22 protein-coding genes and 1 pseudogene are annotated in these 26,458 nt (G+C 44.2%); 17 read left to right on the forward strand and 6 right to left on the reverse strand.

The window, feature by feature from the left end; all coding sequences use genetic code 11:
- Nucleotides 1–34: 34 nt before the first annotated feature.
- The 10 genes from MYB54_RS20905 to MYB54_RS20950 all read left to right on the forward strand — a co-directional run bounded on the left by MYB54_RS20905 (nt 35) and on the right by MYB54_RS20950 (nt 11,844).
- Nucleotides 35–1,906, forward strand: coding sequence for an ABC transporter ATP-binding protein (locus MYB54_RS20905; RefSeq protein ID WP_014913741.1), 1,872 nt, complete (start codon nt 35–37; stop codon nt 1,904–1,906).
- An 88-nt stretch (nt 1,907–1,994) separates the two neighbouring features.
- A complete protein-coding gene (locus MYB54_RS20910) occupies nt 1,995–3,536 on the forward strand; it encodes a glutathione ABC transporter substrate-binding protein (RefSeq protein ID WP_010285698.1) in 1,542 nt (513 codons plus the stop codon).
- A gap of 18 nt (nt 3,537–3,554) precedes the next feature.
- Nucleotides 3,555–4,475, forward strand: a complete 921-nt coding sequence (locus tag MYB54_RS20915) for an ABC transporter permease (RefSeq protein ID WP_014913740.1) — start codon at nt 3,555–3,557, stop codon at nt 4,473–4,475.
- A gap of 8 nt (nt 4,476–4,483) precedes the next feature.
- Nucleotides 4,484–5,383, forward strand: a complete 900-nt coding sequence (locus tag MYB54_RS20920) for an ABC transporter permease subunit (protein WP_014913739.1) — start codon at nt 4,484–4,486, stop codon at nt 5,381–5,383.
- Between the two features lie 16 nt (nt 5,384–5,399).
- Nucleotides 5,400–6,458 (forward strand): DmpA family aminopeptidase, encoded by a 1,059-nt coding sequence (locus tag MYB54_RS20925; RefSeq protein ID WP_014913738.1) that lies wholly within the window; start codon nt 5,400–5,402, stop codon nt 6,456–6,458.
- A 26-nt stretch (nt 6,459–6,484) separates the two neighbouring features.
- Nucleotides 6,485–7,306, forward strand: a complete 822-nt coding sequence (locus tag MYB54_RS20930) for a M55 family metallopeptidase (protein WP_014913737.1) — start codon at nt 6,485–6,487, stop codon at nt 7,304–7,306.
- Nucleotides 7,307–7,365: 59 nt separating this feature from the next.
- The gene (locus MYB54_RS20935) at nt 7,366–8,313 is read left to right on the forward strand and encodes an isoaspartyl peptidase/L-asparaginase family protein (RefSeq protein ID WP_010284276.1); all 948 of its coding nucleotides are present in this window, start codon (nt 7,366–7,368) and stop codon (nt 8,311–8,313) included.
- A 212-nt stretch (nt 8,314–8,525) separates the two neighbouring features.
- On the forward strand, nt 8,526–9,434 hold the full coding sequence (locus tag MYB54_RS20940) for a LysR family transcriptional regulator (RefSeq protein WP_248721304.1): 909 nt from the start codon (nt 8,526–8,528) through the stop codon (nt 9,432–9,434).
- Between the two features lie 99 nt (nt 9,435–9,533).
- Nucleotides 9,534–10,397, forward strand: a complete 864-nt coding sequence (locus tag MYB54_RS20945; RefSeq protein WP_010284271.1) for a YicC/YloC family endoribonuclease — start codon at nt 9,534–9,536, stop codon at nt 10,395–10,397.
- A 235-nt stretch (nt 10,398–10,632) separates the two neighbouring features.
- On the forward strand, nt 10,633–11,844 hold the full coding sequence (locus tag MYB54_RS20950) for a tyrosine-type recombinase/integrase (RefSeq protein WP_248721305.1): 1,212 nt from the start codon (nt 10,633–10,635) through the stop codon (nt 11,842–11,844).
- 79 nt (nt 11,845–11,923) lie between these two features.
- On the opposite strand, the gene MYB54_RS20955 is transcribed toward MYB54_RS20950, so the two are convergent.
- Nucleotides 11,924–12,118 carry a type II toxin-antitoxin system HicB family antitoxin gene (locus MYB54_RS20955; RefSeq protein ID WP_248721306.1) on the reverse strand — a complete coding sequence of 65 codons (195 nt, stop codon included), beginning with the start codon at nt 12,116–12,118 and terminating at the stop codon, nt 11,924–11,926.
- A gap of 240 nt (nt 12,119–12,358) precedes the next feature.
- Between MYB54_RS20955 and MYB54_RS20960 the strand changes: the two genes are divergently transcribed.
- The gene (locus MYB54_RS20960; protein ID WP_248721307.1) at nt 12,359–12,517 is read left to right on the forward strand and encodes a hypothetical protein; all 159 of its coding nucleotides are present in this window, start codon (nt 12,359–12,361) and stop codon (nt 12,515–12,517) included.
- An 88-nt stretch (nt 12,518–12,605) separates the two neighbouring features.
- On the opposite strand, the gene MYB54_RS20965 is transcribed toward MYB54_RS20960, so the two are convergent.
- The gene (locus MYB54_RS20965) at nt 12,606–15,269 is read right to left on the reverse strand and encodes an HsdM family class I SAM-dependent methyltransferase (RefSeq protein ID WP_248721308.1); all 2,664 of its coding nucleotides are present in this window, start codon (nt 15,267–15,269) and stop codon (nt 12,606–12,608) included.
- Nucleotides 15,270–16,834: 1,565 nt separating this feature from the next.
- On the opposite strand from MYB54_RS20965, the gene MYB54_RS20970 reads away from it, so the two are divergent.
- The 4 genes from MYB54_RS20970 to MYB54_RS20985 all read left to right on the forward strand — a co-directional run bounded on the left by MYB54_RS20970 (nt 16,835) and on the right by MYB54_RS20985 (nt 19,988).
- Nucleotides 16,835–17,212 carry a hypothetical protein gene (locus tag MYB54_RS20970; RefSeq protein WP_248721309.1) on the forward strand — a complete coding sequence of 126 codons (378 nt, stop codon included), beginning with the start codon at nt 16,835–16,837 and terminating at the stop codon, nt 17,210–17,212.
- Nucleotides 17,181–18,458, forward strand: a complete 1,278-nt coding sequence (locus MYB54_RS20975; protein WP_248721310.1) for a relaxase/mobilization nuclease domain-containing protein — start codon at nt 17,181–17,183, stop codon at nt 18,456–18,458. Before MYB54_RS20970 ends, MYB54_RS20975 begins: the two co-directional genes overlap by 32 nt.
- A gap of 318 nt (nt 18,459–18,776) precedes the next feature.
- A complete protein-coding gene (locus tag MYB54_RS20980; protein ID WP_248721311.1) occupies nt 18,777–19,604 on the forward strand; it encodes a DUF4755 domain-containing protein in 828 nt (275 codons plus the stop codon).
- A 6-nt stretch (nt 19,605–19,610) separates the two neighbouring features.
- Nucleotides 19,611–19,988 carry an SEN1984 family lipoprotein gene (locus MYB54_RS20985; protein WP_248721312.1) on the forward strand — a complete coding sequence of 126 codons (378 nt, stop codon included), beginning with the start codon at nt 19,611–19,613 and terminating at the stop codon, nt 19,986–19,988.
- A 60-nt stretch (nt 19,989–20,048) separates the two neighbouring features.
- Here MYB54_RS20985 and MYB54_RS20990 read toward each other — a convergent pair whose 3' ends face one another.
- Entirely contained in the window at nt 20,049–20,459 is a 411-nt protein-coding gene (locus MYB54_RS20990; RefSeq protein ID WP_248721313.1) for a hypothetical protein, read from the reverse strand.
- Between the two features lie 621 nt (nt 20,460–21,080).
- Nucleotides 21,081–21,986, reverse strand: a pseudogene (locus MYB54_RS20995) (tyrosine-type recombinase/integrase); the annotation flags it as partial.
- A 269-nt stretch (nt 21,987–22,255) separates the two neighbouring features.
- Between MYB54_RS20995 and MYB54_RS21000 the strand changes: the two are divergent.
- Nucleotides 22,256–23,308: an Abi family protein gene (locus MYB54_RS21000; RefSeq protein WP_248721314.1), complete on the forward strand. Its 1,053-nt coding sequence runs from the start codon at nt 22,256–22,258 to the stop codon at nt 23,306–23,308.
- 82 nt (nt 23,309–23,390) lie between these two features.
- Here the strand turns inward: MYB54_RS21000 and MYB54_RS21005 are convergent, their stop codons facing one another.
- Nucleotides 23,391–23,846 carry a hypothetical protein gene (locus MYB54_RS21005; protein WP_248721315.1) on the reverse strand — a complete coding sequence of 152 codons (456 nt, stop codon included), beginning with the start codon at nt 23,844–23,846 and terminating at the stop codon, nt 23,391–23,393.
- 13 nt (nt 23,847–23,859) lie between these two features.
- The gene (locus tag MYB54_RS21010; RefSeq protein ID WP_248721316.1) at nt 23,860–24,972 is read right to left on the reverse strand and encodes a hypothetical protein; all 1,113 of its coding nucleotides are present in this window, start codon (nt 24,970–24,972) and stop codon (nt 23,860–23,862) included.
- Between the two features lie 551 nt (nt 24,973–25,523).
- Between MYB54_RS21010 and MYB54_RS21015 the strand changes: the two genes are divergently transcribed.
- Complete coding sequence (locus tag MYB54_RS21015) at nt 25,524–26,213, forward strand: hypothetical protein (protein ID WP_014913735.1); 690 nt, start codon at nt 25,524–25,526, stop codon at nt 26,211–26,213.
- Nucleotides 26,214–26,458 lie beyond the last annotated feature (245 nt).

Genomic DNA, 26,458 nt, shown 5'->3' on the forward strand with positions numbered 1-26,458 from the left:
CCGCAGTAACCCTAAATCATCAACCGGAGTGACCATGACGGATATCATGCACGCGGGTGCCGCCACAGCACCCGGTAACGCCCCCAGGCCTGTACTGGAAATCGACGATCTGAGCGTCAGCTTTAGCGGCCGTTCCGGCACGCATCAGGCGCTAAAAGGCATTTCCTTTACAGTGAATAAAGGGGAAGTGGTCGCCGTGGTCGGCGAAAGTGGTTCAGGCAAGTCCGTAACATCACTCGCCGTGATGGGGCTGCTGGCGGACTCTGCCAACATCGAACGTGGTGCGCTCCGTTTCACCGCACGCGACGGCAAGCAGCATGACCTGCTGAGCATGAAAGCAGAAGCGCGTCGTAAGCTGCGCGGCCGCGATCTCGCCATGATTTTTCAGGAACCGATGACTTCGCTTAATCCGGTACTGAAAGTCGGCGATCAGCTCACCGAAGCGCTGCTTGACCACAAAATTTGCGATGCCGCCAGCGCGGACAAAAAAGCCCGTGAGCTGCTGCACAAGGTGCGCATCGCAGACGTCGATCGCGTGATGAAAAGCTACCCGCACTCGCTGTCCGGCGGGATGCGCCAGCGTGTGATGATTGCACAGGCGCTGGCCTGCGATCCGCAGCTGTTGATTGCCGATGAACCGACCACTGCGCTGGACGTCACCGTGCAGGCACGTATTCTGCAAATCCTGCGTGACCTGCAACAGCAGAGCGACATGGCGGTGCTGTTTATCACCCACGACATGGGCGTGGTGGCGGAAATCGCCGATCGCGTGGTGGTGATGTACCGCGGCGAGATCGTCGAACAAGGCACCGTCGAACAGATTTTTGCCGCACCGCAACATCCTTATACCCAATCGCTGCTGGCTGCTGTACCGAAGCTGGGCGACATGCGCGATAGCCTCTGGCCAAAGCGTTTCCCTTTACTGGGACAGGCTGCCGATCCGGAAGAGAGTGAGCAGGTTACCGCCCGCTATGACGCCGAGCCGCTGTTGGATATTCGCGGGCTGAGCGTGTATTACCCCATGCGCAGCGGGATTTTATCCACCATCACTCACCACGTTCATGCAGTAGAGCAGATTGATTTCAACGTCTGGCCGGGCGAAACGCTGGCTATCGTCGGGGAAAGCGGCTGCGGCAAGTCCACCACCGGACGCGCCCTGCTGCGTCTGGTACAGAGCCAAGCCGAAAGCATTCATTTTCAGGGCAACGAGATTTCCCAGATGAAAGAGCGGGATTTCCAGCCGCTGCGCCGGGAAATGCAGATGGTGTTTCAAGACCCGTACGCCTCGCTCAACCCGCGTCTGACGGTTGGCTTCACCATCGCCGAACCACTGCTGCTGCACGGGCTGGTGAAATCGCTGGAAGAAGCGACACCGCAGGTGCAGGCGCTGTTAAAAAGCGTCGGTTTGCTGCCAGAGCACGCGCGCCGTTATCCGCATGAGTTTTCCGGTGGGCAGCGTCAGCGTATCGCGATTGCCCGCGCGATGGCGCTACAGCCGCAGGTCATCATTGCTGACGAAGCCGTTTCGGCGCTCGATGTGTCGATTCAGGCGCAGGTCGTCAACCTGATGATGGATCTCCAGAAGAAAACCGGCGTGTCGTGGATTTTCATCTCGCACGATATGGCGGTTGTCGAGCGCATCGCCAACCGCGTCGCGGTGATGTACCTCGGCCAGATCGTGGAAATCGGCCCGCGCCAGTCGGTGTTTAACGATCCACAGCATCCGTATACCCGCCGCCTGTTGGCTTCGGTTCCGATTGCCGATCCAACCCGTCGCGGCGCACGCCAGTTTGACGACAGCGAAATCCCCTCACCCTTGCGTAAAGCAGGCGAGGCCGTCGCCAAAACGCGCTACCGAGAGGTCGCGCCGCAGCACTGGGTCGCCGACAACGAATCGGCCGCCTGAAACACGATGCCATGACAATAAAATAGTCATAAAAAAACAACGCATTAAAAAACACAACACACGTTCATAGCTGACCAGGAGAGAAACCATGAAGCCATTCGTTCGCCGCTCTGCCGTTGCCCTCGGGCTCTCACTGTGTCTGGCGGCTGTCGCCCAGGCGCAAGACCTTCGCATTTCCATCTATGCCGATATCACCGGACTCGACCCGCACGATACCTCGGACACGCTGAGCTACTCCATTCAGAGCGGCATCTTCGAGCGTCTGTTCCAGTTCGATAATAAAATGAAGCTGGTGCCGCGTCTGGCGACGGGCTACACCAGTAACGACACTGCCACCGAGTTCGTCATTACGCTGCGCGAAGGCATCACCTTCCAGGACGGCGCGCCGTTCAACGCCGACGCCGTTAAAGCTAACCTCGACCGTCTGGCCGATCAGAGCAAAGGCTTAAAGCGCAACAGCCTGTTTAACATGGTGCAAAGCGTCACCGTACTGTCGCCGACGCAGGTCAAAATCGAGCTGAACAAATCCTTCGGTGCTTTTGTGAACACGCTGGCGCACCCGTCTGCCGTCATGCACAGCCCGGAAGCACTGAAAAAATACCCAGACGAAGCACAGCTGCGCGTGAACCCGGTCGGTACTGGCCCGTTCAAGTTCACCGAATGGCAGCAGGGTAAAGACGTGAAGCTGGTGAAATTCGACAACTACTGGCAGAAAGGCTGGCCGAAAGTCGACAGCGTGACCTTCTACCCAACGCCGGAAGATTCCACCCGCGTGGCGTCACTGAAATCCGGTCAGGTGGATGCCGTTTATCCGCTGCCTTCCGATCTGATCGGCACCGTACAAAACGACAGCAAGCTGGCGATTCAGCGCGACCCGAGTATTTATCAATTCTGGCTGGCGATGAACAACCTGCGTCCGCCACTGAACGATATCCGCGTGCGTCAGGCACTTAACTACGCGATCAACCGCGATATCTGGCTGAAAGTCGGCTTTGCCGGCATGGGCGTTCCTGCCTCTTCTGCGATGGCACCGGACGTGCAGTTCTTCGCCCGCCAGAGCTCGCCGAACTACACCTATAACCCAGAAAAAGCCAAGGCGCTGCTGAAAGAAGCGGGCTACGCCAACGGCCTGAGCCTGAAACTGTGGACGACGAACCGCACCGACTACATCCGTAGCGCGCAGTTCTTCAAGCAGCAGTTAGAGCAAGTCGGTATCAAGGTTACCGTTACCCCGATGGATTCCGGGATGCGTAACGCCAAGCTGTTCGGTGTTAAAGATCCGAAAGACGCCGAATTTGACCTGTTCTACAACGGCTGGTCTCCGTCTACCGGTGATGCTGACTGGGCACTGCGTCCGTTGTTCGCGACAGAGTCCTGGGTTCCGGTTGCGTATAACGTCTCCTACTACAGCAATTCGGTAACGGATAAAGCGATTACCGCTGGGTTGGCGACGGCCGATGCCGACAAACGTGCCGCCGCTTACGCGGATGCACAGCGTCAGATTTGGCAGGATGCACCAGTGGTCTTCTTGGGCTCGCCGGACAACGTTGTCGGCAAAACCAAGAACCTCGACGGCGTCTACATGCTGGCTGATGGCTCACTGATCTTCGATCAGGCTGAATTTAAGTAATCGGTCAGGGAGAACGCCATGTTTGCTTATATCGTCCGACGTTTGCTGGAAATGATCCCGGTTCTGCTGGTGGTCTCCCTGTTAGTGTTCGGTTTTATAAAACTGCTGCCGGGTGACCCGGCACGTATTTACGCCGGTGCTGACGCGACCATTGAGGCGGTGGAAGCCGCCCGTCAGCAGTTAGGATTGAACGACCCGCTGCCGCAGCAGTATGTCCACTGGCTCGGCGGCCTGTTCAGTGGCGATCTGGGTGTGACGTACCGCACCCAGCAGCCGGTTATCGACGTCATCAGCAAGAGCTTTATGCCCACCATGTGGCTAGCGCTGGCGGGCTTTGTCTGGTCGGTGCTGCTCGGTCTGCTGATCGGCGTGGTGTCCGCGCTCAAGCGGGGCAAATGGCAGGACTGGACGCTGATGAGCTTCGCAGTCGGCGGGATTTCCATGCCGCCGTTCTGGCTCGGCCTGTTGCTGATTCAGTTTGTCGCCATGCCGTTCGGCGTCTTTTCCGTCAGCGGCTTCAATCAGCCCAGCGACATCATTCTGCCCGCGCTAACGCTCGGGGCATCGGTAGCGGCCGTCATGGCACGCTTTACCCGCTCCGCGTTTCTGGAGGTCGCACAGGAAGACTACGTCCGCACCGCTCGCTCCAAGGGGCTGCGCAATCGGCTGGTCACCTGGAAGCACGTGATGCGTAACGCGCTGATTCCAGTCATCACCATGCTGGGGCTGCAATTTGGCTTCCTGCTCGGTGGCTCCATTGTGGTTGAAAGCGTGTTTAGCTGGCCGGGTCTGGGCTGGCTGCTGATTGAATCAATCAAGACGCAGGATCAGCCGGTCATTCAGGCGCTGGTAATGCTGTTCGTGTTTGAATTTATTGTCATTAACCTGTTGGTCGACCTGCTGTACGCGGTGGTCAATCCGGCGATTCGCCTACGTTAGGAGACACGATGAACCTTCCTCCCGAACCCGTCGTGGCCGTTGCCACGCTTGATGAAGAGACGATACGTTCGCCGTGGCGCGATTTCGTTCAGGTCTTTATCCGTAACCCGATGGCGCTAATTTCCAGCGGCTTCGTCCTGCTGCTGGTTGTGGTCGCCATTTTCGCCCCCTGGCTGGCACCGTGGAACCCAATGGAGCCCGACTGGATGGCGCTGGCTTCTCCACCTTCAGCAGCACACTGGATGGGCACCGACGATCTCGGGCGCGATGTAATGAGCCGTATCATCTACGGTGCTCGCATCTCGCTGTATATCGGTATTTTCTCCGTCACGCTGGGTATGCTGGTCGGCATCGTGCTCGGCCTGCTGGCAGGCTACTACGGCCGCTGGGTCGATACGCTGATCATGCGCGGTTCCGACGTGCTGTTCGCCTTTCCCGGCATGCTGCTGGCAATTGCGGTCGTCGCGATCCTCGGCCCCGGCCTGAATAACGTGATTATCGCCGTCGCCGTCTTCAGCGTACCGGTCTTCGCCCGCATCGTGCGTGCCTCTACGCTGTCGCTGAAGCAGGCAGCCTATGTGGAAGCGGTACGCTGCGCCGGTGCGCCGGATCGCATCGTGCTGATGCGCCACATCCTGCCCGGCACGCTGCCTAACGTGATTGTCTATTTCACCATGCGTATCGGTACCAGCATCCTGACCGCGGCAGGCCTGAGCTTCATCGGCCTTGGCCCGGAGCCGGACGTACCGGAATGGGGCAATATTCTGGCGATGAGCCGCAGCCTGATGATGGCAGGCGCCTGGCACGTCAGCGTGTTCCCGGGTCTGGCGATCTTCTTCACCGTGCTGGCGTTTAACCTGCTTGGGGATGCGCTGCGTGATACGCTCGATCCCAAACTGAAAAGCTGAGGAAGGCGATCACCAGATGAACGACTATCAACAGCAGCAGCAGGCGCTGTTGCTACAACGCTGGAAAACGACGCGGCAGTTGGGTACGCCGCGCTCGGCTAGCGGAACGCATAACAGCATTAGCGATGTGGCAGGCGTACGCGTCGGCCACTGCACATTGGCGGCAGGCGAAGTGCAAACCGGCGTCACGGCGATTATACCGCCCGGCGAAAACCTGTTCACCCAGCCTCTCCCCTGCGGCGCGGCGGTGCTGAACGGCTTCGCTAAACCCGTCGGGCTGGTACAGATCGAGGAGCTAGGGGTGCTGCAAACGCCCATCCTGCTCAGCAACACGCTGGCAACCGGCACGCTGTTTACTACGCTGGTACGCGATGCCATTGCCCGCAATCCTGAACTGGGTCGCACGCTGCCGACGGTGAACCCGCTGGCGCTGGAGTGCAACGACGGCTGGCTGAACGACATTCAGGCACTGGCCGTAACGGAACACATGGCGCAACAAGCGCTGGACAATGCCGAAGATCGCTTCGCACGCGGCAGCGTTGGCGCTGGACGCGGGATGAGCTGCTTTAGTCTGAAAGGCGGCATCGGCACCGCATCGCGCCTGATTCCCGAATTGAACGCCACACTCGGCGTGTTGGTGCTGGCAAACTTCGGCACGCTTTCCTCACTGACGCTGGACGGCGTGCAGATGGGCGACGCTATCGCGCCTATCCTGCCCGAGCTCGCGCCGCAGCAGGATGCCGGATCGATCATCATTATCATGGCGACGGATGCCCCGCTTGATGCCCGCCAGCTCAAGCGTATCGCCAAGCGTGCCGGTGCAGGATTAGGCCGGCTCGGCAGCTATTGGGGACACGGTTCCGGCGATATCGCCGTCGCATTCTCCACCTGCCCACAGCCGCAACCGCCGGAGGATGCGCAGCTTGAATCGCTGTTAAGCGCCGCCGCCGACGCCACCGAACACGCTGTACTCGACGCCATGCTTCAGGCAGACGCCGTGACTGGTTTTCGCGGCCATCATCGTCCGACGCTGCCACAGGCGTTGGACAGGCTGGCTGCGACTCTTTATCCATAAGCAAATTCTCCCGTAGGAAACTGATGATGAAAGTGTTTATCTCTGCTGATATCGAAGGGATCGCTGGCGTGATGCGCCCAGAACAGTGCAGCCCTGGCACCGCGGAATATCAACTGGCACGTGGCCTGATGGAGCAGGAAGTGAACGCCGCGATTGACGGTGCGTTCGCGGGTGGCGCAACAGAGGTGGTGGTCGCCGACAGCCATGCGGCAATGGTCAATCTGCGCGCGGAGAACATCGACGCTCGCGCCCGACTGGTACAGGGCAAACCGCGCGGCTATTCGATGGTAGAAGGTCTGGAGCAACAGCAGTTCGATGGCCTGATGTTCATCGGCTACCACAGCGCCGCAGGCGAGTTTGGCGTGCTGTCGCATACCATCAACGGCCGTGCGTTCTACCGCGTGCGCATCAACGGTGAAATCATGGGCGAGAGCGACATCTACGCTGCCGCCGGCGTGGAACAGAAGACGCCGCTCTGGCTGGTCAGCGGTGACGACACGCTCCAGAGCTGGATCGCTCGCTACTATCCCGCCACCGACTATGCCTGCGTCAAACGCGCGATTTCGCAGCACGCAGCCGAATCCCTCAGCACCGAACAGGCGCGTCAGGTGATTCGTGACGCGGCAAAAGCGGCGGTGGAAAAAGCGCACCGGACGCTGAACTCGCGGATTCAGGCACCCTACCGCCTCGAACTGATGGTGGCAAAACCGGTACTGGCCGATCTATTCTGTCTGCTGCCGAATGTGGAACGTTTGGATGCCATAACCGTAGGTTATACGGCGCAGAGCATGCGGGAAATCACCAGCCTGCTGGGTGCCTTTTCCTATCTGGCGACGACGCAAAACTGATTCCAGTTTATCCGCCCCTTATTCCGGGGCGTAAACCGACTGAAAAGAGAATTTATCGCATGACAAAGCCCGTGATTGTGATCCACGGTGGCGCAGGTGCGCTGACCCGCTCGGCTATGAGCGCTGAAAAAGAGCAACGCTATCTGGCAGCGCTGTCCGAGATTGTCGCCAGCGGACAACGCATTCTGGCTGAAAACGGCAGCGCACTGGATGCCGTGACCGAAGCCGTTCGCCTGTTGGAAGAGTGTCCGTTATTCAATGCCGGACATGGTTCGGTTTTCACCCACGCGGAAACCCACGAACTGGACGCCAGCATTATGGACGGACGCTCGCTGGATGCCGGTGCGGTGAGCTGCGTCAGCCATATCCGTAACCCGATTCTGGCCGCGCGTACCGTACTCGAAGCCAGTCAGCATGTGATGTTTACCGCCGACGGCGCAGAGGCATTTGCACAGCAGCACGGTCTGGAGATGGTTGACCCGACGTTTTTCTCCACCGACGAACGCCGCCAGCAGCTGCATAACGCGCAGGCAGGTTCAGGCCGTGTCATCCTCGACCATGACGGCCAGAACGACCCTATCGATCCCGACCGTAAATTCGGTACCGTCGGCGCGGTAGCACTGGACAGCGCGGGTAACCTCGCGGCGGCAACCTCAACGGGCGGCATGACCAACAAACAGGCCGGGCGCGTGGGCGATAGCCCAATCATCGGCGCAGGCTGCTACGCCAATAACCAGACGGTGGCGGTTTCCTGCACTGGCACCGGTGAAGTCTTCATGCGTGCCGTCGCCGCCTATGATGTCTCGGCGCTGATGGAATATGCCGGACTGACGCTACAGCAGGCCAGCGATCGCGTAGTCATGGAGAAACTGCTGCAAATGGACGGCAGCGGCGGGCTGATTGCCGTCGATAAAGCGGGCAACATCGCCCTGCCGTTTAACAGCGAAGGGATGTACCGCGGCTATGGCTATGTGGGAGAAGCCCCCGTCGCCGATATTTATCGCTAAATCTGTCGCCCTACCTATCCAGGTCGAATTGCACCATTTTCGACCATAACGCACAATTATGGAGCATTGCGCACCATAATTGTGCATAGCTATTATTAAGAAACGCCGCTGGCCGCGCAGGAACGAAATTAGAAACTGGCGTAATAATTGCAGGCATTTTGATTATTACTCATACGACGCTCACCAGAAAGCGTCAGCCGGAGCCTGCACTCATGCGACTACGCCATATTGAAATCTTCCAGGCCATTGTTCAGGCAGGCACCATCAGCGGCGCTGCCCGCTTGCTCAACGTCTCGCAGCCGAACGTCAGTCGGGTATTGAATCACGCAGAGCAGCAGCTCGGTTTTTCCCTGTTTGAACGTCGCACACAGGGAATGATCGCCACCGAAGAAGGGCTGCGCCTGATACCGAAAGTGCAGGAACTTTTCAGCCATCTGCAAAGCATCAGTTCACTCACCGAACAAATCAAAACCAGCAAGGCACACTCCGTACGGCTGGGCGCGGCACATGCGTTCGGGCAAATGATCGTGGCCCCAACGCTGGTGGAATTTCATAAGCAGGCCGCCTCGGTTAACGTTGAACTCGTCACCGAGCACTTCAGCACGCTGTGCCAGAACATCCTGCAAAACCAGCTCGATTTCGCGCTGATCTTTGGTCAGCAGGTGCCGTCCGAGCTGCTGGCAGAACCGCTGTTCCAGTCCACGATGGTTGCCCTATTGCCGAAAGACAGCGCGATAAACGGCCCTGTCTCGCTGGAATGGCTATGCAACAACAATCTGCTGATGATGCAGCATAAGGATCCGCTCGGTCAGGTGTTACACCGTGCACTGCGCGACAAAGCGCTACAGCCAGCGGCTTCGCTCTACATCAAAACCTACTCGGTGATTGCCGACATGGTGCTGGCGGGCGGCGGTACGGGCATCGTCGATCTCTTTACCGCCTGTCGCTATGCTGACCAGCTCAAAATCGTCCCTATCGACCAGCCGCTGCCTTTTGAAGTCACGCTGATCAGCCGCCGCGATAACCCGCAATCACAGGCGACGCTACAGCTGAAGCAGATGATGAAAAATCGCTGTCGCGACATCGCCAGACAGAACGAAACGCTGCTTTACGCCGCCTGATTCCCGACGGGCGACACCGGGCAGGCGGTTTTTTTCTATCCCCTGCGCGGGACTCAACGCTATAATCCTTCTCATCATTTGCTTTACAGGTATGCACCAATGATTCGCAGCATGACCGCTTACGCCCGCCGAGAGATCAAGGGCAACTGGGGAAGCGCAGCCTGGGAACTGCGTTCCGTTAACCAGCGCTATCTGGAAACCTATCTTCGTTTACCGGAACAATTCCGCAGTCTCGAACCTGTCGCGCGTGAGCGCATCCGCGCCCGTTTGACCCGTGGCAAAATCGAATGCAACCTGCGCTTTGAGCTCGACCCGAGCGCGCAAAGTGCGCTGATCCTGAACGAAAAACTGGCGAAACAGCTGGTTAATGCCGCCAACTGGGTCAAAATGCAGAGCGACGAAGGGGAAATCAATCCGGTTGATATCCTGCGCTGGCCCGGCGTGATGTCGGCGGAAGAGCAGGATCTGGACGCCATCAGCGCCGAACTGCTGACCGCGCTGGAAGGCGCGTTGGATGACTTCATCGCCGCCCGTGAAAGCGAAGGTAATGCGCTGAAAGGTCTGATCGAACAGCGTCTGGCTGGCGTCAGCGCCGAAGTCGTCAAAGTCCGTGCCCAGATGCCGAACATCCTGCTCTGGCAGCGTGAACGCCTGCAAAGCAAGCTGGAAGATGCGCAGGTACAGCTGGAAAATAACCGTCTGGAACAGGAACTGGTGCTGATGGCGCAGCGCGTCGATGTCGCCGAAGAACTCGACCGCCTCGACGCTCACGTCAAAGAAACCTACAAAATCCTGAAAAAAGAAGAAGCCGTCGGCCGCCGCCTCGACTTCATGATGCAGGAATTCAACCGCGAATCGAACACGCTGGCCTCAAAATCCATCAACGCCGACGTCACCGCGTCAGCCATTGAGTTGAAAGTACTGATCGAGCAAATGCGGGAACAGATTCAAAACATCGAATAATTTCCAGCCAAGTCTATAAAATTCTACAACGCCCTGTTTTTAAGGGCATTTTACTAAAACCATCGTCTACCAAGTTCACTCAAAAACCATCAAGAACCACTGCCAAGTGGGGGGTATATTGGGGAGAACTTTTCCTTTACAAGAAAAAATCCCCGGTCTATAACCATATACCCCCCACCCAAAGATGTCGTTCCTTACGCCATAAGGGTTGTCGCACTTTTGCAGGAAAAATGAGATGGGTTCACTAACCGTTAAGACCGTTCAGGCAGTCCTGAAAGCAGGACAAACCGGGAAATATGGTGATGGTCATGGCTTATATCTGAAAGTTCCGCCCAAAGGAGAGCCCTACTGGATGCTGAGATATACTCAGCAAACCAAGAGACGGGAGATCACGTTAGGGAAGGTCTCTATCCTGTCATTATCTGAAGCTCGTCGTCAGGCCGAAGATACACGCCGGAAAGTCATCGCGGGTGATGACCCCATTGTTGAGCGTAAACTCAGCCGTCCACAAAAAATTTACTCAGTTAATGACCTGTTTAATGACTGGAGCCAAGATCTGGTTAAACGACTGAAACATCCCCAAATACCACAACGGGTTTTTACAAAAGATATCGCCCCTCATATTGGTCAACTGGCTATGGGCAAAGTCACCCCGTTGGATGTCCGTGTTATTCTGCAAAATATTACGACCAGCGGTAGACCGACCATTGCTAACGATGCTCTGCTGTATATGAAGCAACTCTTCAATCACGGCATCAAACTTGGATTAATTCTTAATAATCCGGCAACGGCATTTAAGGTCAATGATGCGGGTGGCGTAGAGAAAAGCAGAGAAAGGATGTTAAGTCGGGATGAACTGAAAACCATTTTCCAAATTTTCAGACATCATCGTGATAGTTTTAGCCGTGATAATTATATTGCCTGTGTATTGCTTTTATTACTTGGTGTCCGAAAAGGAGAGCTCACCGAAGCGACCTGGTCTGAGTTTGATTTAGATAAGGCGAAATGGGAATTACCAAAGGAAAGGAGTAAATCCGGTGTGGGGATTGTTATTCCTTTGCCTCCCTTAGCGATTGAGCTACTAAATGAGTTAAAGGTAAGAGCTTACGGTTCGGCATACGTTTTCCCTAATCGGCGGGCGAGTAAAACACCCCATATGGGAAGCGATACATTGAACAGGGCTATTGGAAAACTCTTTGGTATCGAACCCGGCAGGAAAATTCAGCCACCGAATCAGATGGGTGGTATTGAGTATTTTACTGTCCACGATTTGAGAAGAACTTGCCGTAGTCTGCTTGCTTCTCTTTCTGTTCCTTCTCATGTCGCCGAAAGATGCCTCAATCACAAGCTCAAAGGGGTTGAAAGCATCTATGACCGATATGATTATTTTGAAGAAAGAAAAGAAGCTCATTTGAAAGTTGCTGAATTGCTTAAAGAAATGATTTAATTATTTTATAAATTGAATAATGCTCTTCCCTGTCAAAATTTAGGGAAAACAATCATGAGGTCGGGAACTGATTGTTTTCTCACCCCTTCGGCTCAATCCCCTTCTTGCGAAGCTCTTTACGGGCAAGCTCTTTGAACCAATTACCTAAGCTGACTCCCTCTTTTGCTACGACTGCATCTAACTGCTCACGTAACTCAGGCGAGATCCGAATCTGAAACGTGGGTGATTTTCCAAACGATGAAGATTTTTTAGTATCACGTTTTATCGTTGACATGTACGTACCTTTTTAACTATGCTGAGTTTTATAGGTACGTACACTATCACAAAAACACATTACACTCATCACCAGTTTCGCCCCTGAAAGGTAGTGGAATACCAGACAGGGGCTGACCACAACGTTATAGGACTAACGACATGGCTATCCGCAAGTCTAGCAATTCCCTTATTGATAAGCATCTTAAACAAGTTAATCGTTATTTTAATCAGTTCCAGCAACAGACAACGGAGGTGCGTTATGTTCGATAACACTCCTCTAGAGCAAGAAGAAATCATCGATCAGTGCCGAGCGTTGATCTACGCCGTGATCGAAACCAAGAACCCTCAAGCCAAAGAAATCCTGACGTTCATCTTATGGGAAAAACTCGACTGGTTGTATCAGAATTTTCATGCGTAACAGACAATGCAATAACACAGATAAAATATCGGTGTTATCAAAATTTTCATTAATTTTAAAGCCCTGTATATTAAGGGCTTTAAGATAATTATCTTTTCATAAATTCTTCAACTGGAAGAATTGCATTATCTAATTCTGAAAATTTTGACTCAACTTCCTTTTTGAAATTTTGAAAAAAACTAAATCTCTGAGAAATTAACTCTTGGCTCTTATAATCAAAATCAGCATCAGCATCAGCATCAGCATCAGCATCAATAGGTATTTCTAATGACACATTTTTTACATTAGATACATTCGCTTTAAAAGAAAAATTGAAACCATAGTCATTCTTCATGTTTCTTAAACAAAAAAGAACATAATTTAAAGATATTTTTTCATTCAAAATTTTTATTACTGTTCTGTCATTACTTACATAAAAATCTTTATCATGAATTATAAAATTCCTACCTGCACTACCATCACCATTGGAAGCAAAAGAGAAAACTTTATCGTTTGGCGAAACTCTGATAATTTTATCATTAACTTCGCAAACATGAGCTACTATGGATTCTGATGCAGTATATACAGGTATACTATTCTCAGAGGAAACATCCATTTTTTGGTAAACTTCTTTAGTCCAGCCAGTTTTTAGAGTGATAAACTGAAAAATATCATTATCCCCCAAATTTATGATACGGGTATCTCTAATGCTTTGACTCTTTTCATCATTACTAAAATTTGAAATAAATTGATCTAATAACGAGGATAATGCGTTTGCTCTATCTAAAAAGTCATCTTGGGTTAACTCACTAATTTCATTATCTAAACCAATCGAAATTCTTTCTTCAGGTGTCCACAGTCTTTCAATAAGCCAATTACTTCTCAAGTTAAGCTCTTTAAAATCAATAATTTTACACTTTTCGTTTTGACTGATGAAGTAAGAAGGAGTTGCTTTAAATTGATTAAACATATTAGACATTTCATCCAAATCGTTCTTATCAGTAGCCCACCGTTTAGCATCTCTGGTTTCACCTATGTCACTTACTATAAATGTAAAAATAGGATTTACTTGAATTTCGCTTAAAAACTCTTTCTTTCGCAAGGCTAAAATATAAGTTTTTTTAGGTGTTGAATAAAAAGTTCTGAAAGGTAGAGAAATAATAGCCTCAATAAAGCAGTTATCTTTAATGAAAGACAACATCGCTTCCTGAATTAGTAAACCATCAGGGACTATAACAATGGCCTGACCATTTATTTTAAGATTTTTAACGATCCACTCCATCGCCAACGATTCAGTCCCCCTGCCACCGGAAGAGTAATAATTACTTAAACCTTCTTCCTCAAGAGATCTTCTTAAACTACTGGAACCACTCGTCACATATGGAGGATTTGTAAGAATAAGATCATATGGCTCATCTTTAACTTGTTTAAATGTACCTAAATTAGTTCTTAGCAAATGAAAAACTCTATTAAAAGCCCCTTTGGCAAAGGCTTTAAGATAGTCTTTTGTATGGTATTTCACTAATAAATCCGAGAAATAAATAAGCATATTAGCTTTAGCCAATATAATTGTTCTCTCATCCTCTTTCTCGTCACTTCCTTTATCATAACCTACTATTTGTATTTTAGGTTCAACTTCCCCATTTGAAGGTATGAATTCATTGAGAATGTTTCTATTCTCAGCTATAGCCTCTAATAGAAAACCACCAACTCCGCAAAATGGATCACAAACTCTTGCGCCTTTACGAAGCATTGAAGCATCGGACATTTTTATAACTGATTTCACTACATTACGCGGTGTGAAATATTGTCCCAAAGATCTCACACCAGCATTCTGACGAAGGAAAGATTCATATAGTCTTGTTTTAAATTCTTTTTTTATATATTTGAAAGAACCATACTCATTATCATAATTTTGAAGGTCAGCTAACACCTCACCAAATAGACTTGCCTGGGCAATATTTGGCTCACCTTTTTCATTAACAAATATAGTGCCATTTATAACTGTTGTCCCATCCTCACCTTTAGGGAATAAATCTCTAATTTCTTTACGACACGTATTTGAATAATGCTTCAAAGCTTCCGTTGCAGACTCGCTTTGCATAATTTGATATACAGTAGTAAAATTAAGGTGATTTTTTAAGACACCAACATCACTTAAAAATTTAAAAACAAACAACTCAACAACATTGTATAAACATCTTTCAGGTTCTTTTCCTGTGTTTATCCAAATTTTCTGCCAAATTGTTTTAGCTAACTGTGAAGGGTCCAACACCTCTGGAAGCATTATTGTGTTATTATTTTCTGTTAAACTATAGTCAATTTTATCTATAAGTTTTTCCAAACTTAATTGTTCTTCAGTGCTAAGTGAATCTTCTTCAATATATTTAACATCAAATAATTTTTTTACTTCGACTCCAGACTCATCCAATACTCTCTCACCATTTAATGCATTAATCCAAATAGTTTTCGTACCACAAGTTACAATCAAAAGTTTACAAAGCTCACGAGCAACCACTATTTCCTGAGCGATAGCCTTATTAATTAATGTGCTAGTTTTTAGTTCTGATGGTTGTTTATACTCTATGACAGCTTTAACATCTCCTCCAGTAAGAACCACAAGTCCATCAGGTTTTTTTATTGAAATTTCGGCACTTACCTTATTTTTTATAATTTTATTTTTCTTCAACTGAGATAAAGTTGTGCTTCCTAACCGGAAGTATTTATAACGGCCTAATGATTTAGGAGAAAGCTGAATTAACTCTTCACTCATATTTAACTCATTGAAATTTAATTTAAACAAATATTATTATAGCATAAGAAAAAATAAAATTCCATTAACTAAGATGGCAAAGACACTTAACAAATCAAGACCATTTTATATAGCGAAAAATTCTCCTGATTTATTTTCCCCTATAATTAAATACTCGATATAACCAATATTTTTTAAAACACATCTTCATTACAAGCTATTTACAATAAATTAGATATAATCCCTTGAAATCTGTTATTATAAATTTTACCATAAAAAAATGAAGTAATTTCAATACTACTTTCTCTTCATAAGCACTTAAAAAATTAACAGAATAAGAATTTATTTTTTCTCATCAACTATAGGATTAATTTCATTAACTTTTTTATATATTTTTGTTCAAAATAAATTATACAAATAGGGTTAGATAAATTATTGTCACAGTTCTCTTTTTTATCATTTAAAACAGGAAAATAATAACCAATTGTTAATTTCAAAATACAAACAGTCATAAGCGTATTTATTTTTAATGTTATAGATTTATTTATCAATAAACATTCTTCATCAGATTCTTTATAATTATTTTTCTTCTCCAAGCGAAGCATAAGATATTTAACCCATTTTTAAAAACTGTTATTTTTAGCGATAAAATAACTAAATAGCTTCGCGTAATAGCGCTACACTTGGGTAGGTGATACTTCCCGTCAGCGTTGGTTTTGCACAATAGGAAGTGAAGCATCAATGTGCGAAGCTATTTAGCCTACTTATAATTACATCCATCTATAAACCCTTTAATTTCTTTGAATATTAATTCGTTCATAAGCACTTCAAAATAAAACCAATAAAAAATTTCATTGAAACATCAACTAATGTATGTTAGAAGAAAGAACTTTTTCACAGATGGATTATTTGAGAGGTTAACTATGTCTTCAAATAGATATAAAATAATCATGACTTGTGTTCTTCATTATTTTTTAATGTCGCGGATTAATTTTTAGACTTCCTGTTATACAAGTTAAAACTTTCCCCCGAAAGACACTTCCCAATTTATCTTTTAATAAATAAAGTAGAGAATATTTCCTCTAATCAATCAAATCTATTTAAGTATTAAAGAAAAAACAATCGAAGAAGAAAAAATTGAATGTGATAACAAAATGCAACTTAGAAATTAAAAATGCTAATAGTAAAAAACCAGGAACTGGTAATTACCAATTAACCAGCCAACACAATGATGATTGTGAATACATTGAAGAAATAAACAAATACCTAGCTGAATTTATAATAAAACACATACCTCCCCAGTGAGTTCAATGAAAAGAAATAATTTGAGGCTTCTTTAAATATTAAAAAAACACAATCCCCTCGAAAAAAATTTGGCAATTGATTATCTAAATTAGTAAAAAGCAAGGGCTAACTCTACGAAGCGCTACGCTGCTTCTTCGAGTTCTCCCTTGTTTTTTCGCCCTTTGGTTGAAAAAAATTAAAAGCAAAATCAACACCATGCATTGACATTATTGGCTTATGTCATATAAGTAAGTCTAAGCATACGGAATATGCTTTTTATTTTTATATGAAAAGGAGTTCATATGAACACTGGTAATACTTTTAATAATATCCTTCGTTATCACTGTGTCAGTGTTAGGCTTAATGATGAAGAGTTGGTGCTTCTAAACGAAAGGCGCGGCAGGTATCGCAAAAGTGAATGGCTGCGTATGGCATTTCAGCATAACCTTCCCTCCGTTATTCCCCCTGTTAATCTCGAAGCCTGGAAAACCCTTGGTGAGATTTCGCAGAAGCTGAATAAGCTGGTTGTCCATCTCGATGATAAAAGTGTTGGAAGCTCTCTAACACAGACAGAACTCTTCGCTGTGAAACGTCAGATCTCAGAGCTTCGCACAAATCTGATTACCACTAATATGTGGAGTGCTTCCCATGAAGGGAATGCAGAAGATCAGCCGGGGTAAAAACTTCGCTGGTGTCGTTCTCTACGCATTAAGACCAAGCTCTCACCATAAAAAAGATCCAGTAGTGATTGGTGGGAACATGATGGGGGATGCAGCCAGAGATCTGATCGCTGAGTTTAATACCACAAAAACGCTTCGCCCGGATGTGGTTAAACCGGTATGGCACAATTCGCTTCGCTTACCGAAAAATGAAGCTCTTACAAATGCTCAATGGGTAGCTATTGCTGACGATTATATGAAGCGTATGGGCTTCGCTGAAACGCATCTGAAATGCTATATCCTACATGACGATGCTGACGGCCAGCACATTCATATCATAGCCAGCAGAGTTTCTCTCTATGCAGGAAAACTCTACCTTGGTAAGAACGAAAATCTCATCAGCACACGTATCATTCAGCAGCTTGAACGCGACTATTCACTGACCAGAACCAAGGGGCCGGAATTGGTAGTATCACCATCCCCAGCTTCGCCCTACCCTAAGCCCAAACGCAAGAAATCACGTAACGAAGCGATGATGGAGAAAAAGACTGGTGAGCTATGTCCGAAAACCATCATTCAGAAAACCCTTGATACATTATTAATCAGCAAACTATCAACCACTGCACTTGTGCAGCAGCTTGCAGCCCACAATATCAAAGCGCTTCCCAATATTGCCTCGACAGGAAAAATAAACGGCTTCTCATTTGAATACAATGGGATTGCTTTTAAGGCATCTCAGCTTGGCAAAAGCTATTCCTGGTCTGCTCTACAGAGCAAACTCGACTACATACCGGAACGCGACAATACTTTTCTGTTCTCACTGAAAGCCTCTGTCAGTGAAGCGATTGATATGGCCATAACTACCGCTCCTGAAATCACGACAGCAGGCATGAACAGCCCCACAGAAGCGCTTATCCAGGATAACCGTGCTGGTCAGGACGAATACGCTATCACTTCTCCCACAGTGCTTCGCAACGAAGCTGTTGTAAGTAACAAAGAAGCGTATGTAACCGAAGCGGTAAAAGAAGCTCCCGCTCCCCGCAGAAAACCGGTATCTCATATGCTTACGAGTTTCAGATGGTTAGAAACCATCCCCTACCTCAACACCATTATTAGCATCTTGAAAAAATTGAGAATCCCGACACTCAAACGTCGAGAAAGACACACCACAATCACTGGCGGGAAAATAATAGAAATTACTGCATTAGCACCAAAAAACACCTCTGAAATACCTCCAACGCACAGCAATTCATCGCCCTCAATGTAGGGCTGACAAGGCTTAGATTAAGCCCTTCTTCATACAAAAAAGATAAGATTAACGATCGATATAAACGATCTATATTTAATTTATGATAGCTTTTAACTATCACAAGTAAACCATCGATCGTTACAAGCGATTTGCTTTGTTTAATCACAACTGTTCAAAATGTAGCTTTGCTATATCTCATAAAACACTGATTTAACTGTTCTATTTACTTATTCAACTAACGAAAGGTTATGAAATGACACAACTCGTCTCATGCATAGTTTCTGATTTCTTCATACATCGAATATGACCTTCACTTTCAGCTATTAAGGAATTTGCATGAGCATTTTTGCTATGAAACGTTTTTGGATTGCCGTATCACTCCCAGCACTTATCGCATTATTGATGGGAAAAAGTGGATTCGTTCTTACAGGGATTATTTGGCTTCCTGTCAGTGCCGGTCTGCTCATTTGGGCGTATTTCACAAACAGACGTGACAAGAAAGCGTTAGCCGAGCTTCAGCCTCAAAGAAAGAAAATCACTCCACATAAAAAAATCAGTGGTTTCATGAAATTTATTAATTTTTTCAAAATGAAACGCTTCTGGATTGCAATCACCCTCCCGTTAATCGCTATTTACTTTGGTGGAATGCGCACATTTTGGGAAGCGGGACTGCTTTGGATGCCCATTAGTGTTATTTCATTTTTTACCGCACTAAGCTCTTATCTGTTGAAATTAAGTAATCAAGCCACTGTCGATAACTTTAACGATGATAACGATGGCTGTTACAGTCATACGCTTATTAATTCATCGATGAAAATCGACAGTAATAAAAGACTCATCTTTCTCAAAGATGGATATAACGAAAAAACTTACTCCTTTGATGATATTAAAGAGTGGCAATATAACATCAGCCACGGTGTTGAAATTGAAGATGCGGGGTTAAGTGTTACCGCTAACAATATTAATAGTATGAGAATGGCAAGAAACCAAAATGAGACTGGCTTTTTTATCAGTGTGAGAGATATTCAAAATCCAGAATGGCACATCAGATTTTTCCCCAAAGAAGGCTCTTTTAAATCTCAACAGGGGCTTAACAGCCTGAAAAAACAAATGAATCAGTGGATGGAAGTCTTTGACCAAATCGTAAATGGAAACAAGGGTTAAAAACACATGAAAAAAATCATCATCGCAGCATTCGTAACACTAACCCTTGTCGGATGTTCATCCAGCGGCAACCAGTCATTAAAAAGTGAAAATCAGGAAAGTGTGAAAACAAAGCTGATCAAAGAAAAAACCACAAAAAAGGATGTATTGGCTTCATTTGGTGAGCCTAATCATCACATGGTGATCGACGGTGAAGATCGATGGATTTACACGATGTATAACAGTCAGATGAAAGCAACCTCGTTCATCCCCGTCATTGGCGGGTTATTCACTGGCGGTAATGACACACAAACCAAATCTCTCATCATCACGTTTAAAGGTGAAAAAGTCAGTTCTTATGAATTCAGTGCCGGTGCAAGTGAAATTAAGAATGGTGTGTTTTAAATAAAACACTGCCACATCAGGGAAAGCATCAGCCCGTAGCGCAAAACTACGGGCTTTTTATCACAATCGACAACCACTCTTCCTGACGCTTGTTGAAGCCCTTATCAGCTTGTTGGCGTCATACTTCTTCTTCTCATGAACGTAGATTCGCTCAGTTCTTCCACCGTTGTTGGTGATAAAGCTGATGATGGAGAGAAATACCTTGTTCAGACGGGCTTTATCTATCAAATCATCACTGATTTTTTCGATATGACAGTAGTAAGAAAGAAGCAGAAAACTCAACACGACTTCACGATTTGAAAACGTCAAATTTTCTATGTCCTGTTGATATTTAATATAGAAACCAGCACAAAATAGGTATGATTGATCTATAATTTCTTTTTCTTCAAAGCCTGATTGCGTAAGCTTATCCACAAATCTATCAAGTAGAAGGAGGTATCTTTCCATTATATTCATATTTGTTTTTTTCATATATGCATCCTTGCATTTAAATAAAATTTTTATGTCATCCTGACAACATATCAATATCAGTAATAAATTAAAAATCAAGTCAATCGTAAAAATATATTTACGCCGGAATATAATATTTACATACAAATATATTAACGGTTACGTTCATTTAAATTAATTTTATTTGTGCTTTTTCATACTGAAATAGTAAATACTTTACAAAAAAGTATAGGTGTCATATATATCAAAAAACCGAGGGTAAATTTTACAAAAAAATTATTATTAAAATATAAATCTATCCCTCTGATTCTGGGTTATTACAAGCTAAAATTTTACATTTAGGTCTCAGGTGTGCATAATTTTTATTATGCACACCTGAGACCTAGAAAACCCTTTAAATAAAAGACCTTACCTATTATTTGTCAAATATTTTGTAAAATATAAAGCCATTATAAGAACTAAACTTTACATTTTAATAAAAACTTCATTATTGATATCTCATTAAGCTATTTATTTTTATTATAGATTTATAATTTAATTTCTCATTTTACTGTAAATAAAAAATGACACCGAATTTCCCTGTGAGATTAAATAATCTAATAAACATACATTTGGTTAAAATATAATCATTATTGTGTTCTGTTATTTTTTCTGAGCACGCTGGTTAAAAACCCCATAGACGACAGTGCCGCCTTTCTCAAGGCTATCCATATAATCGGCATACCATTGCAACATTTCACGTCTGCCATCGAGATATTGAGCGTGATTATAGGTGCCACGAATGGCGTTCTTATCAACATGAGCAAGCTGGGTTTCAATCCATTCAGAGGGATAGCCTTGCTCATACAAGATAGTGCTCATGGTATGACGAAATCCGTGTCAGGTTACCCGACCACCATAGCCGAGTCTTCTAATCAGAACATTCATCGCCATATCACTCATTGGTTTACTGTTCTGGACTCTGTCGGGGAAAATAAATGGGTAATTCCCTGTGATTTGTTTTAACTGTTCAAAAATAGATAAAACCTGATCAGATAGTGGAACGCAGTGAGGTCTCCGTTTTTTCATTCGCTCGGTGGAGATTTCCCATAAGCGCTTATCAAAATCAATTTCTGACCAACGCCCTTCCCTTAATTCACCCGGACGCAATCCGGTGTATGCCTGCAAACGCATAGCCTGTTTTACGAGGATACTGCCACTATACGTATTGAGAGTGCGGAAAAACTCCGGTAATTCATCAACAGTCAGAAATGCATAGTGCTCTTTTTTATGTGGAGCAAAAGCACTGTCGAGATTCAGGGCAGGGCTATCCTTCGTTCTTCCCGTCACGATGGCATATTTCCAGACTTCCCCACAGCGCTGCCGCACTTTGCGAAGCTTCTCTGTAGCACCACGCTCATCCAGTTTTTCGAGCACTGACATTAATTCCATTGCCTGAATATCAGCAATGAGTCTGTGTCCAATGAACGGGAAAACATCTGCCTCAAAGGTTTTCATCATTTCTGCACCATATGACACAGACCAGCGATCTACTCGTTTTTGATACCAGAGTATGCAAAGGATAGTTTATCCATGTCTAGTAAGTTCTGACACTCAATCTATTTTTAAAAATATTTATTTATCAAGAAGATAGTTGATTTTTATTGATGGATAATGAGAGATGAGAAAAAGTCAGAAGTCCAAAAAGCGAAACCCCGTGAGGGGCCGCCTGGCCTGTCACGGGGTTCTGTACTCTTGCTGGGGACGCGTAATGGATTTATAATCGATCCATAAGAAGCATCACACCAACTGCTTTACAAAAGGAATTATACCGAAAAATGGCAGATAGTCAAGCACCATATTCATATGTAAACAATGGCAATTTGATTGAAGTACGCCTATCCTCGGCACGTTTTAGTCCATATCTTGTAAATGCTGGATTCAACCGTGAATATGCCTTCAATCTATACCTTTACAATGCCCGTCTGTCAAAATCTTTTCTGTATCCTTTACATATACTTGAGATTACCCTTCGTAATAAAATTAACGAAATATTTATAAAACAATTTGGCAACCAGTGGCCTAAGGAACACGTTTTTCAAACTCACCTAAACCCAAATAGTCTAAACTCTCTTCAAACTGCTTTAAATAGGGCAAAATATGATACTACCGATAGTATTGTATCAACTTTAAATTTTGATTTTTGGTCTAATCTTTTTAGAAGTGAATATCATAACTGTTTCTGGCAGGTTAATTTACTTGCACTATTACCTCATTCAACTATAAACCTGAGTACATTGAGAACACGCGCAAAAAATATAAATCATTTTAGAAATCGAATTGCTCATCATGAACCCATTCACCACCTCAATATCACTAATATGCATAATGATATTATTGAGATGATTTCATGGCTTTGTAGTGAAACCAGTGATTGGGTAAAGCATTATTCAACTTTAAATGACGCAATACGTACATCACCTGACCCGTCCAATGAAGTTAAACCTCATTTTATAGATAGGATTGATAAAAACTTCATTGAAGTTCAAGACAATATGAAATTAGACTTATCAAAAAGATTTAATTTCATCATATGTTTAGACTCAGAGACAAACGATGTCATATCAATTCTTGATAAGAGAAACATAGCAGATTTCTTACTCAACTTAGTAGATTCTTCCGGTTGTATCATGGAAGATTTAAATGAACATACCTACAAAGAAATAATAGAAAAACAAAAAATCAGAAATAATTTTAGTATTGTAGGTTCTAATGAAAGTTTTCACAAAGCTTACAATCTATTCAAAGGTTTTAAAGTTTCTCATTTATTAGTGCTTTATAGTGATGGTGTAAAATGTGGTGTGATAAGTAAATCTCATAGAAGATATTAACTTTTTGTAATGGCGCAGACTATCATTTAATAGATAGCCTGCTCTAAAATTTGAGATTGAATTACATTCAATAATCAGCCTGCTATTTAATATAAGTACTACAATATGATTCTTTACCAACCTTTAAAGCAAAGAAAAATACTATAGCAACAAATTGGCCAATCGCACCTGCGATTAACTTATCAAAGTTAAATTTATCACAAAGAAACAAAGAAATTGTCGTAATAACGTACTGCGTAGAAATCTTCTCAATTCGATTTATTTTTTCCCATAAATCACTATATTTTTCATCATCAGTACACAACAACAAGTTTAACTCATTCCTAACCTTGATCCATATAGCTTTTGGCAGTCTTCTGTTTGTTCCATTATTTTCTTTATTAGATGCGAACAGTAAATTATTACCACCTTCATATAGATAAGATGCCATGTCGTCTGGATTTTTTATGTTATCAATCACATCATACGATGCGATTACACTTGATATTTTTCTCAACTCACTAATGTCTATAAAATTAATTAAATCTTTCTTTTTCATATTCAATCCATTATTAACTTTTGTAAAATTCTAGAATATTTCTCTCAAATTCTTTCCAGTAATTTTGGTTAAATTTGATAGCCAAAAATTTGTGCTGGCAAGCAAATCTGATTGATTTTTCTGCGGCTGAGACACTATTAGCATACTTATGAATATAAGCCATGCTACCTTTATCAGAACCTTTAACTCTAACATTAACACACATGAAAGACGAAGCTAAATCATTGTCTTGTATTAGTTTATTTTCGTTCTTTCTAGTAGATATTTTACCAGTTAAGTCATAACTATCATCCTCTATTATTTTTGTGGCAAGAACTTCGTTGTCTATATTATGTATAAATTCAAAATTAATTTTCCTGATATACATTACATCATCATCAGTTAATTGCTTTATAAGTGTTCCTGAACCCTCTATTTTTATCATTCCTTTTTTTGTAATTGATGCATCAAGATATAGATAAGTTATGTCATTAATTCTTCGAAATTTACCGTCATAAAAACAAACAACATCATAACCGCCGCCGAAACGATCTTTTAGAGTATTGGCGTGTTTTTTATAAATTAACTCGTGATTCATTAAATGACTGAACATAAAAAGACAACTACACACCGAATCAACAACTATATCTTCAACATTCTCCACAGGAAGCTTATTCTCAAAAATATCTATGGCTTCCTCAATCGCTTCACTACCGGTCCCTGAATAAATTAATTTATCAAATGATTTTATGCTTTTTTCTTTAACCTCAGAGTTATATGAATTTAACATTGGCCATTCGTCTCTGATCACACACCAAATAAAAGAAACATTCTTGCTAGAACCTATTTCCAAAAGAATATTTTCATCAGCAGGAATTAATTTTTCAAATTTATCCTTAAGTGCTTTTATAATATTAATTGCCTCAAACACATCACCTGCCCATGATATTACAAAATTTTCATTTATTATTTCTATTTTCTTCATCATTCCGCAAATGGAAAATTTTGAATCAATTAAGTGTGGCTCACAGTCAGACAGGGTAGGTATTAAACTATTGGGAAATTGATCATGATTATCACCTGTAATTAATAGATCGCTTATAATTACAGGGTAATCATTAAAACTCATGCCAGCAATAATAGTCATAGAATAGCTCTCGAATTTAAAAAATTAACACATAAATAATGAGATTAGATAATATATAAGAGATTAACTTATCATGTCAAAACCTTGCTTACATCTCTTTTTTTGTTTCAACATCACTTATCTAAAATGAAAGCTATTTCTTTGACTTTTGATACCAACTTTTTGTAAGCCAACTCTCTATCCATAGGGTGGGTAGATTGGGGGGTATAGAGTAAAATTTCTTTTATTTTCTTTTTAACCATCTGATAAAAATAACTTATTGTTAATAATCAACATTCAGATTCAGAATATCGAGTAACGATTCACAAAGAATCACCTGCTATCAAAAAACCAATAAGCCTGCGATATCGCGGGCTTTTTCATCATAATTTATAACAACTAAATTTTGTTTATATCAGAATATATTATCGTGTTCTCTCAAAAAACAATAATTTCACCCTATAATTAGTAGAATGAAAATTATCAGACAAGCAAAAACATTGAAATATTGCCAATTATTCGGGTAAGCTTCGTGCATAAAAGGAGAAAGATTTTGTAAAAGGAATAATAGAATGCAAGCATCAGAATATTTAAAATACAAAATGGAGTCTGACAAGGTTCTCGCAACCCATTTAGATGACATAACAAAGAAATTAAAGAGCAACACAATAAGCTTAACAACCGATCTATATAATGGTATGGAGAGGACAAGCTGGTATGCATCATGTCTCTTTGAAAAATATAATGATGTATGTGAAGAACTTAAATTTGAAGACCGTCGCATGTTCTTTGCAATAGTAGAAATATATAAAAGAGAGGATGTTATCCTTGACATGATAAAGATATATGTTGATATCTTAATGAAGAACTTTGATGAACATAAACAGTTAATGATTGCTAAATCTGTATTGGGAACAACATCAGAGGTGATAACAAATCGAGCAATAAAAGAGTCAATTTCCTATCTATTAGCAAAATCAATTGCGTCTTCATTTAGTTTTGGAGCCATTGTTAGAAAAAACATCAACAAATATTCTCTTCATGGAATAACTTTAACAGCATTCTATGGCAAAGTGCAGAAAGCTTCCATGTCCGCCCGCCATTTACGTGATATCAATCCACCACTTTACTGGTCTTTTTATTCAATGAAAGTTGAAATGTTGTATTTCCTGATCGAACCAGTCTTACCAGCTTACATACTAATTTCACAGAATAATGAGACAGAGGTTATCAATTTTATTAATGGAATTATAAAACAATGAACTTCATTAAATATATAATAAAAGACTTTTTTTCCACCTGCATAATGCTGGTTTTGATTGCTGGCCTGTGGTTCTTTTACCTCTTTTTTATTCCTGAACATAGCGTTAAGTTGATATTAATTTCCATCGGCATCATTATTTATATTGATGTAAAGTTCTTTTCAAAAAGATCGAGAAAAAAGTAAAGCAATTATGAAAAACATAATAAAAAATTTCATAATCACTGAGGTTTTAGTTCTTATAAC

Origin of the sequence: Pectobacterium nicotianae, from assembly GCF_023272715.1 — a bacterium.
GTDB classification, from domain to species: domain Bacteria; phylum Pseudomonadota; class Gammaproteobacteria; order Enterobacterales; family Enterobacteriaceae; genus Pectobacterium; species Pectobacterium brasiliense.